The organism is Lysobacter sp. TAB13 (genome assembly GCF_052113885.1).
Lineage (GTDB): Bacteria > Pseudomonadota > Gammaproteobacteria > Xanthomonadales > Xanthomonadaceae > Lysobacter > Lysobacter gummosus.
In genome coordinates, this window is the sequence record NZ_JBFRDR010000031.1 from 42595 (window position 1) to 50985 (window position 8391).

An 8391-nucleotide genomic window follows, 5' to 3' on the forward strand; every position below is an offset into this window, starting at 1 on the left:
CAAACACTTGGCCATCGGCGGCGCGACGATTCCCCGTCGCGCCGCGTCCGCTTACTTCTGCACCAGGAACTTGTCCATCGTGTAGTTGAGCGTATGGCATTGCTCGAACACGAGCCGGCTGCGATTGATGGTGGCGTAAGACTCGTGCCGGCCCATCAGCTGGCACGACTGCCACTTCACGTACGGCATGTCGCCGTTGAACGGCCGATACGTCACCGGCACCGACACCGGGCCGATATGGCTCTGGAACGAACGCGCCGCATCGGTGCAGGCGATGAAGCTGATGTTGCCGTTGGCCGCGTCCCAGCCGCAGTCCATCAGCTTGCTCTTGGCGTGGCGCAGTTCGAAACGCACGCCGATCACGATCAGCGTCTTGACCGTGTTGTTGTGCGGACCCGGCGGCAGATCGAAGAACACCGACGGCGTATCCACGTCCTCGTTGCACTGAATCCACGAGCCGCCGTAAACGTTGACGTAGCCGCCGCGGGCGAAGCGCAGCAAGGTGCCGCTGCGGTATTCGAACTTGCAGTCGCGGAACCAGAAATTCAGGAACTGATCCTGCTGGCTCACCGTCGGCGTCATGCCCGAGTGCAGGAAGGCGTCGCCCAGCACCACGTCGTTGGCCAGATGGCAGCGGTTGAACGACCACTCCGAATTGAGATTGGAATCGCCCGGGCCGTCCAGCCCGATCACCCGGTTCCACGGGCCCCGCCATTCCACGTCGTCGAAGGCGAAATCCTGGTTGGTGCCCTGCGCGAGCGAGGCCCAGCAGTAGATCCAGTTCAATCCCGGACGGCTGGCGCGGAAGGTGATCTCGCGCACCCGCAACTGGCGCAGGCGGCCGTGCGCGGTCAGCAGATTGTCCGCGAAGCCGTCGCCGCCGCCGGCCACCGCGTCGAAGACGATTTCCGAACTGCGCTTGCCCTGGCCTTCGATCACATAGCCGTTGATCTTCTTCTTGATGTCGCCCTTGGGCAGCAGCGCGTCGGCCTTGGTGACGCGATAGATGCCGGCCGGGAAGTACAGGTGATGGGTCAGCCAGCCGTTGCCGTTGGCCGAGGCCAGCACCGCGTCGCGCGCGGCGACGATGGCCGCGGTGTCGTCGGCGCTGCCGTTGCCGATCGCGCCGTAGTCCTTGACGTTGATCCGGCCCGGTTCGGCGGCAAGGGTCGCGGCCGGCGCGAACGCGGCATCGCGCCGCGGCGGCGGCGCGCCGCCTATGGAACGGTCCTGGAACGCGGCGCCGCCGATCGAAGCGGCGGTGGTCGCCGCGGCCGCCGCGCCGGCGCCGGCGATCATGCCGGCCGCGCCGATCAGTTTGCGCCTGGAACGCGAGGAAGGCGCCGAATCGCCGCCCGGCGCGTCGCCGGATAATTTCTTGCTCATCTGAAATCCTTGAGTTGGATTGCCGTGGAGTGATCGCGTCCGCCGCCGCTGCGCGGCGACGGACGCGGCAGCCGCGCGGCGGCAGATCTCTCCCCAGGCCGCCGCGAGGCGCGCGCAATCTAGAGGCGCGACTTCGCGCACGAATGCGAACACCGACGCAATTCGCACAGTTGCGTTGCAATGCGGCTGTAATGAATCGTGCGATTGCGCGGTGGGTCGCGAATGCACAATTGGCGCGCGGGTAAGGCCGCGCGCTGGAGAAAGACAAATGTTTTCTCTGTAGATATGGGCGGTAGTTTCTTGCGGCGCGCATAGGTGTGTCTGCGGCGGAGGCAGAAGAGCTGCATGGAAGGCTCGGGAAGCGGTCTAGACCGGTCGCCATGTGCGGTGTCGCGCGTGCGGCCGATGGGGCGCGGCTTTTGAGGGCTCGATGGCAATTTCATGCCAGGCAATGTGATCGACGCTCGCCAGCCCCTTGCGCACGGCCGTCGTTTTCTGCAGGGTCGCTATCGATCGAACTCAACCCGAATGGCTATGTACAGCTTCCTTGACGACTACAGCGAAGGCGCCCACCCGGACATCCTGCGCGCCCTGACCGATTCCAACTGGGTGCAGCAGGCGCCCTACGGCACGGACAGCCACACCGAAGACGCGGCGAACAAAATCAAGGCGCATCTGGGCGAGGGCTTCGCCGGCGCGATCCACTTCGTCGCCAGCGGCACCATGGCCAACATCGTGTCGATCGCCAGCTGCCTGCGCCCGCACGAAGCCGTCATCGCCGTCGCCTCGGGGCATATCGTGTTGCGCGAGGCCGGCGCCATCGAGGCGACCGGGCACAAACTCATCGTCGTCCCCGCGATCGACGGAAAGCTCACGACCGCGACGGTCGAGGCGGCGCTGGCGAGTAACGCCCACTTCCCGCACATGGCCAAGCCGCGGCTGATCTACCTGTCCAACGCGACGGAAACCGGCACGATCTACACGCTCGCCGAACTGCGCGACCTGTCCGCGCTGGCCAAGCGCCGCGGCCTGATCCTGTTCCTCGACGGCGCCCGCCTGGGCGCCGCGCTGGCCTCGCCCAAGAACGACGCGAGCCTCGCCGACATCGCCTCCCTGGTCGATCTGTTCTGGATCGGCGGCACGAAACTGGGCGCATTGCTGGGCGAGGCGATCGTCGTATGCAACCCGGCCTTGAGCGAAGACTTCGCCTTCCACGTCAAACAGCGCGGCGCGATGCTGGCCAAGGGCCGCTTGCTGGGCATTCAATTCCAGCAGTTGTTCGGCGCCAACCACCTGTTCTCGTCCCTGGCGCAACACGCGAACGCGATGGCGGCGAAGCTGGCCGCCGGAATTCTGTCGGCCGGACACAGCCTGTCCGCGGACACCGAGACCAATCAGGTGTTTCCGATCCTGCCGAACACCGTCATAGCGGCGCTTCAATCCCACTTCGCCTTCTACGTCTGGGCGAAGGCGGACGACGAACGCTCGGTCATCCGTCTGGTTACTTCATGGGCGACCGAAGAGGATCAAGTCGATTCGTTTCTGTCGCATCTTGCGGCCACATGACGGACGCGGGCCCGCGACACCGCAAGCAAATGCGCGGTCATGGGCAGGGCGACGGGTAAGGCGATACCGGAAATAAATAAGCCCCTGAAATCAGGGGCTTATTTAATGATCTGGCGGAGAGAGGGGGATTCGAACCCCCGAAGCGCGGTTTAGACGCTTACACACTTTCCAGGCGTGCTCCTTCAACCACTCGGACACCTCTCCGGATCTGTCCGGACCGCGTGCGCGGGCCGTGCAGGGCCGTGGATTCTAGCCGTCGCCGGCTCCGGGAACAAGCCGCTTCGTGGCGGCGCGGGCGCGCGAGCATGGCCGGGCCGCGATCGGGCCGGAACCGCGCGAAGTTCGAGCCGCGATGACATCAAGACCAGGCCCGGCCGCGAGCGTGCCGGCGCGAGGGTGGGGGCATGGCACAATGCCGGGGTTCGTTCGCGAGCGTCCGGCGACCCGCGTCGCCGGCCTCGACCGGTCCCAGGGCGCCTCGCGCCGGCCGGCCCGAACGTTCGCAGCGCGCGAGCGCTGGCCCTCGTCCCGTCCTAACGCCCCAAGGATCCGATGTCCTATCTCGTCCTCGCCCGCAAATGGCGCCCCAAGCGTTTCGCCGAACTGGTCGGGCAGGAGCACGTGGTCCGCGCGCTGACCAATGCGCTCAGCACCGGGCGCGTGCACCACGCCTTCCTGTTCACCGGTACGCGCGGCGTCGGCAAGACCACGATCGCGCGCATCTTCGCCAAATCGCTGAACTGCGAGCGCGGCACCTCGGCCGACCCCTGCGGCGAGTGCAACGCCTGCCTGGACATCGACGCCGGCCGCTACATCGACCTGCTCGAAATCGACGCCGCCAGCAACACCGGCGTGGACGACGTGCGCGAGGTGATCGACAACGCCCAGTACATGCCCAGCCGCGGTCGGGTGAAGGTCTATCTGATCGACGAAGTGCACATGCTGTCCAAGTCGGCGTTCAACGCGCTGCTCAAGACCCTGGAAGAGCCGCCGGGGCACGTGAAATTCCTGCTCGCGACCACAGACCCGCAGAAGTTGCCGGTGACGGTGCTGTCGCGCTGCCTGCAGTTCAACCTCAAGCGCCTGGACGAGCAGCAGATCGCCGGGCAGATGACCCGCATCCTCGCCGCCGAGCAGATTCCGGTCGAGGAATCGGCGATCCGTCAGCTCGCCAAGGCCGCCGACGGCAGCCTGCGCGACGGTCTGTCGCTGCTCGACCAGGCCATCGCTTACGGCGGCGCCGGCGCCGATGCGCCGCTGGAGGGCGCGTCGGTCGCCTCGATGCTCGGTTCGGTCGATCGCACCCGGGTCGGGGCGGTGCTGACCGCCCTGGCCGACGGCGACGGCCAGCGCCTGCTCGATGAAGTCGCGACCCTGGCCGAGTTCTCGCCGGACTGGGGCAGCGTGCTGGAAACCCTGGGCGATGCCTTGCACCGCATCCAGGTGCGGCAATTGGTGCCGGAGGCGGCGATCGAGGCCGACGGCGTCGATGTCGATGCCCTGGCGGCGCAGTTGCGTCCGGAGCTGGTCCAGCTTTGGTATCAGATGAGCGTCAACGGCCGCCGCGATCTGCCGCTGGCACCGAGCCCGCGCGCCGGTTTCGAGATGAGCGTGCTGCGCATGCTCGCGTTCCGACCGAGCGGGGCGGGCGATGCGCCGGCCGCGCCTTCGGGTTCGGGCGCCGCCGCTGGTTCGGGTTCGGGCGGCCGCAGCGAGTCCGCGCGCAGCGCCAGCGCCGCCGCCCAGGCGGCCGCGGCGATGCGCGAGATGGGCGGCGCTGCGTCGCGTCAGGCATCGAGCGAGGCCGCGCCGCCGCGCGAGGCCGTCGCACAACCGCTGGCGCGCGAAACGGCGGTCGCCAAGCCGGCCGCGCCGGCACGGTCGAATCCCTTCGAAGACGACCCGCGCGACGCGCCGCCGTGGCAGACGCCGCCGGCCGCGAAGCCAGCCGCCGCCGCGCGTGCGAACCCCTTCGAAGACGATCCGCGCGATGCCGCGCCGTCGCAGCCGTCGCCGAAGCCAGCCGTCGCGGCGCCGTCGAATCCGCTCCAGGACGATCCGCGCGACGCACCGCCGTCGCAGCCGCCGCCGAAGCCGGCGGCCGAACCCGCGCGCGCATCGCTCGATCAAGCGCCGCCGCGCGAGCCGCAAACCGATACGCGCAACGCCGCGCCGCGTCGCGAAGCGCCGTTGTGGCCCGACGAAGACCCCGTGCGCGAACCGCTGCGCGATCACAACCCCGACCCGGCGCCGCAACGCGCCGCGCCGCCGCTGTCGCTCGATCCCGAACCGCTGCCGCCTGCGCGCACCGCCGATGCCGCGCCCCCGGCCCGCAACGGCGCCGACGCCGATCACGCGCGCGCCGCGGCGATGCCGGCTCCGGAGCCGGCCCAGGTCGCGCCCATCCAAACCGAGCCCGCGCATCGCGAACCGCCGCGCGACGACATCTTCGGCGCATCCGCGCCGGCCGCGATCACCATGCCGCCGCGCCCCGCCGCGACGGCGAGCACGGGCGTCGGCATCGCCGACGACATGGCCTGGCACGCGATCGTCGATGCTAGCGGCTTGCGCGGTCCGTCGCGCATCCTCGCCGAACATGCCGGCTTCGTCAGTTATGCCGGCGGCGTGCTGACCTTGGCGCTGGGCCCGAACGATGAGCACCTCAAGGCGCCGGCGCTGATCAAGATGGTCGCCGACTCGCTGGCCGCGCGCCTGGGCGCTGCGCCGCAGATCCGCTTCGAGGCGGCCCAGGCCGGCGAATCGCTGCACGCACGCAACCAGCGCGCCCGCGACCAGCGCCAGGCCGATGCCGAGGACATGTTCATGAACGACCCCGACGTGCGCCGTCTGATCGACGATTACGGCGCCAAGGTCGTGCCCGATTCGATCCGGCCCTTCGACGAGGCCTGACCCCGGGGCGGCGGCTTCGAACCGTGCCCGGCCGGGTTCCGCCGCGTCCGCGCCCTTGCGTGCGGCAGGCGCCGACCCCAACCCATGACTGACATCGCACCGTGGCAGACTCGCGGCGCCACGATCCACCGACCCACAGCAAAGGCAGGACCACCATGCGCGGCAATATCGCCCAACTCATGCAACAAGCGCAGAAGATGCAGGAAAACGTGCAGCGCGCTCAGGAAGAACTGGCCAAGATCGAAGTCACCGGCAGCGCCGGCGGCGGCATGGTCAGCGTGACCGTCACCGGTCGCATGGAGTGCCGCAAGGTGCGTATCGATCCCAGCGTGCTGAGCGACCAGGAAATGGTCGAGGATCTGATCGCCGCGGCCTTCAACGATGCGGTCAACAAGATCAACGCCGAGTCGCAGACCAAGATGTCGGCCGCGACCGCCGGCATGCCGATGCCGCCCGGCATGAAGCTGCCGTTCTAATCCTCTTACGACCGGACGCTTCCCCATGGGACTTCATTTAGGCATCACCGCCAGCCTGGTCGCCGCGGCTCTGCTGGGCCTGGACCTCTACACGACCTGGGCGATCTGGCGCGAGCCGGATCTGACCGGCATGCAGAAGGGCATCCAGTCGGCGTTCGTGTGGCTGATCCCGCTGCTGGGCGCGATCGTCTGCCTCAACGTGGTGCGGGCGATGAATCGCGAGCCGACCGCGCGCAGCAACTTCACCACCTCCGAGTGAGCGCCGCGCCCGCCGCCGCAGCCATGAGGGTGCGCGCATGAGCAGCGCCCTGCTCGAACAACTGATCGACGCGTTCCGGGTATTGCCGGGTGTGGGACAGAAGTCGGCGCAACGCATGGCCTACCACGTGCTCGAACGCGAGCGCGCCGGCGGCCAGCGTCTGGCCGACGCGCTCAGCGAGGCGATCGAGAAAGTCGGCCACTGCGCGCGCTGCCGCGACTTCAGCGAAACCGAAGTCTGTTCGACCTGCGCCAGCGCCTCGCGCGACGCGCATCTGCTGTGCGCGGTGGAATCGCCGGCCGATCGGCTGGCGATCGAGCAGGCCACCGGTTATCGCGGCCTGTACTTCATTCTGCAGGGACGGTTGAGCCCGCTGGATGGAATCGGCCCGTGCGAACTGGGTTTGGACAAACTGGCCGATCGTCTGGCCGAGGGCGAGGTGCAGGAGTTGATCGTCGCCACCAATCCCACGGTGGAGGGCGAGGCCACCGCGCATTACCTGGCGCAGCTGGCGCGCCAGCACAACGTCAGGCCGAGCCGGCTGGCGCACGGCGTGCCGCTGGGCGGCGAGCTGGAGTACGTGGATCGCGGGACCTTGTCGCATGCTTTCGGCAGTCGCAGCGAGATGGGTTGAAGCCGGACGGCGGGAATCGAGAATCGGGAATGGAGAATCGGTAGCGCGAACAGCGTGGCGGTTACGTTGTAGCGTTACGATTCCTTCTTCTCCACTCCTGGTTCCCGGCCCGCCATGACCGACACCACCATCTTCGGCAAGATCATCCGCCGCGAATTGCCGGCCGACATCGTCTACGAAGACGACGACCTGATCGCATTCAACGACATCGCCCCGCAAGCGCCGGTGCACGTGCTGTTCGTGCCGAAGACGCCGATCGCCACGCTCAACGATCTGCAGCCCGATCAGGCAGCGATAGTCGGCAAGCTCGCGCACGCGGCCGCCGCGTATGCGCAGCGCAAGGGGTTTGCCGAAGACGGCTATCGCATCGTCATGAACTGCAACGGCCACGGCGGGCAGACGGTGTTCCAGTTGCATCTACACCTGCTGGCCGGCGCGACGCTGGGACGGTTCGGTACGCCGCGCTGAGTCGCGGCATTCGCGCGACATTCGCCGCGAACAACAACCGCCACCATCACCCCTTCCCAAACCCGTGCTGTTCCCCCCTTTGAAAAAGGGGGGCAGGGGGGATTTGCTTTTACCTGCAGATCGCCGCGCCTCAACCCAAAGCAAATCCCCCGGCGCAGCCGCATTGGCCTGAAACCGGTCGGCGCAGGCGCCAGCCCCCTTTTTCAAAGGGGGCGAATTGTCCAGCTGTGGCGAGCCGACGGCTGTTCCCCCCTTTGAAAAAGGGGGGCAAGGGGGATTTGCTTTTGCCTGCAGATCGCCGCGCCTCAACCCAAAGCAAATCCCCCGGCGCAGACGCATTGGTCTGAAACCGGCCGACGCAGGCGCCAGCCCCCTTTTTTAAGGGGGCGAATTGCCCAACTGTGGCGAGCCGACGGCTGTTCCCCCCTTTGAAAAAGGGGGGCAGGGGGGATTTGCTTTTGCCTGCGGATCGCCGCGCCTCAACCCAAAGCAAATCCCCCGGAGCAGACGCATTGGCCTGAAACCGGTCGACGCAGGCGCCAGCCCCTTTTTCAAGGGTCTTAGGAAGCAAACGCCCCTCAGAGGGGGTTGGATCGTAGCAACTTAAGGGTCGCCCGATAGAGGTCGTCGTGGCGATGGTTGAAGCGAAACTCGCACTCCTTGAGGTGCAGGTAGAAGGTGGTCTTGGCCAG

General features: G+C 67.6%; 7 protein-coding genes, 1 tRNA gene and 1 pseudogene. 6 read left to right on the forward strand and 3 right to left on the reverse strand.

What is annotated here, in order from left to right:
- Window positions 1-51 precede the first annotated feature (51 nt).
- Complete coding sequence (locus AB4Y92_RS23660; protein ID WP_441821856.1) at window positions 52-1386, reverse strand: glycosyl hydrolase family 28-related protein; 1335 nt, start codon at window positions 1384-1386, stop codon at window positions 52-54.
- Between the two features lie 528 nt (window positions 1387-1914).
- Here AB4Y92_RS23660 and AB4Y92_RS23665 point away from each other — a divergent pair.
- A complete protein-coding gene (locus tag AB4Y92_RS23665; RefSeq protein WP_441821857.1) occupies window positions 1915-2952 on the forward strand; it encodes a threonine aldolase family protein in 1038 nt (345 codons plus the stop codon).
- A gap of 111 nt (window positions 2953-3063) precedes the next feature.
- Here AB4Y92_RS23665 and AB4Y92_RS23670 read toward each other — a convergent pair.
- Window positions 3064-3156: transfer RNA gene (locus AB4Y92_RS23670), tRNA-Ser, on the reverse strand.
- Window positions 3157-3504: 348 nt separating this feature from the next.
- On the opposite strand from AB4Y92_RS23670, the gene dnaX reads away from it, so the two are divergent.
- The 5 genes from dnaX (at window position 3505) to AB4Y92_RS23695 (ending at window position 7699) form a co-directional block, all read left to right on the forward strand.
- The gene (gene dnaX, locus AB4Y92_RS23675; RefSeq protein WP_441821858.1) at window positions 3505-5862 is read left to right on the forward strand and encodes a DNA polymerase III subunit gamma/tau; all 2358 of its coding nucleotides are present in this window, start codon (window positions 3505-3507) and stop codon (window positions 5860-5862) included.
- 155 nt (window positions 5863-6017) lie between these two features.
- Complete coding sequence (locus AB4Y92_RS23680; protein WP_057942342.1) at window positions 6018-6338, forward strand: YbaB/EbfC family nucleoid-associated protein; 321 nt, start codon at window positions 6018-6020, stop codon at window positions 6336-6338.
- Between the two features lie 25 nt (window positions 6339-6363).
- Entirely contained in the window at window positions 6364-6597 is a 234-nt protein-coding gene (locus AB4Y92_RS23685; RefSeq protein ID WP_441821859.1) for a hypothetical protein, read from the forward strand.
- A 37-nt stretch (window positions 6598-6634) separates the two neighbouring features.
- Window positions 6635-7231 carry a recombination mediator RecR gene (gene recR, locus AB4Y92_RS23690; RefSeq protein WP_441821860.1) on the forward strand — a complete coding sequence of 199 codons (597 nt, stop codon included), beginning with the start codon at window positions 6635-6637 and terminating at the stop codon, window positions 7229-7231.
- 114 nt (window positions 7232-7345) lie between these two features.
- Window positions 7346-7699, forward strand: coding sequence for a histidine triad nucleotide-binding protein (locus tag AB4Y92_RS23695; protein ID WP_441821861.1), 354 nt, complete (start codon window positions 7346-7348; stop codon window positions 7697-7699).
- Window positions 7700-8277: 578 nt separating this feature from the next.
- Here the strand turns inward: AB4Y92_RS23695 and AB4Y92_RS23700 are convergent.
- Window positions 8278-8391: pseudogene (locus AB4Y92_RS23700) on the reverse strand (IS1595 family transposase); the annotation flags it as partial.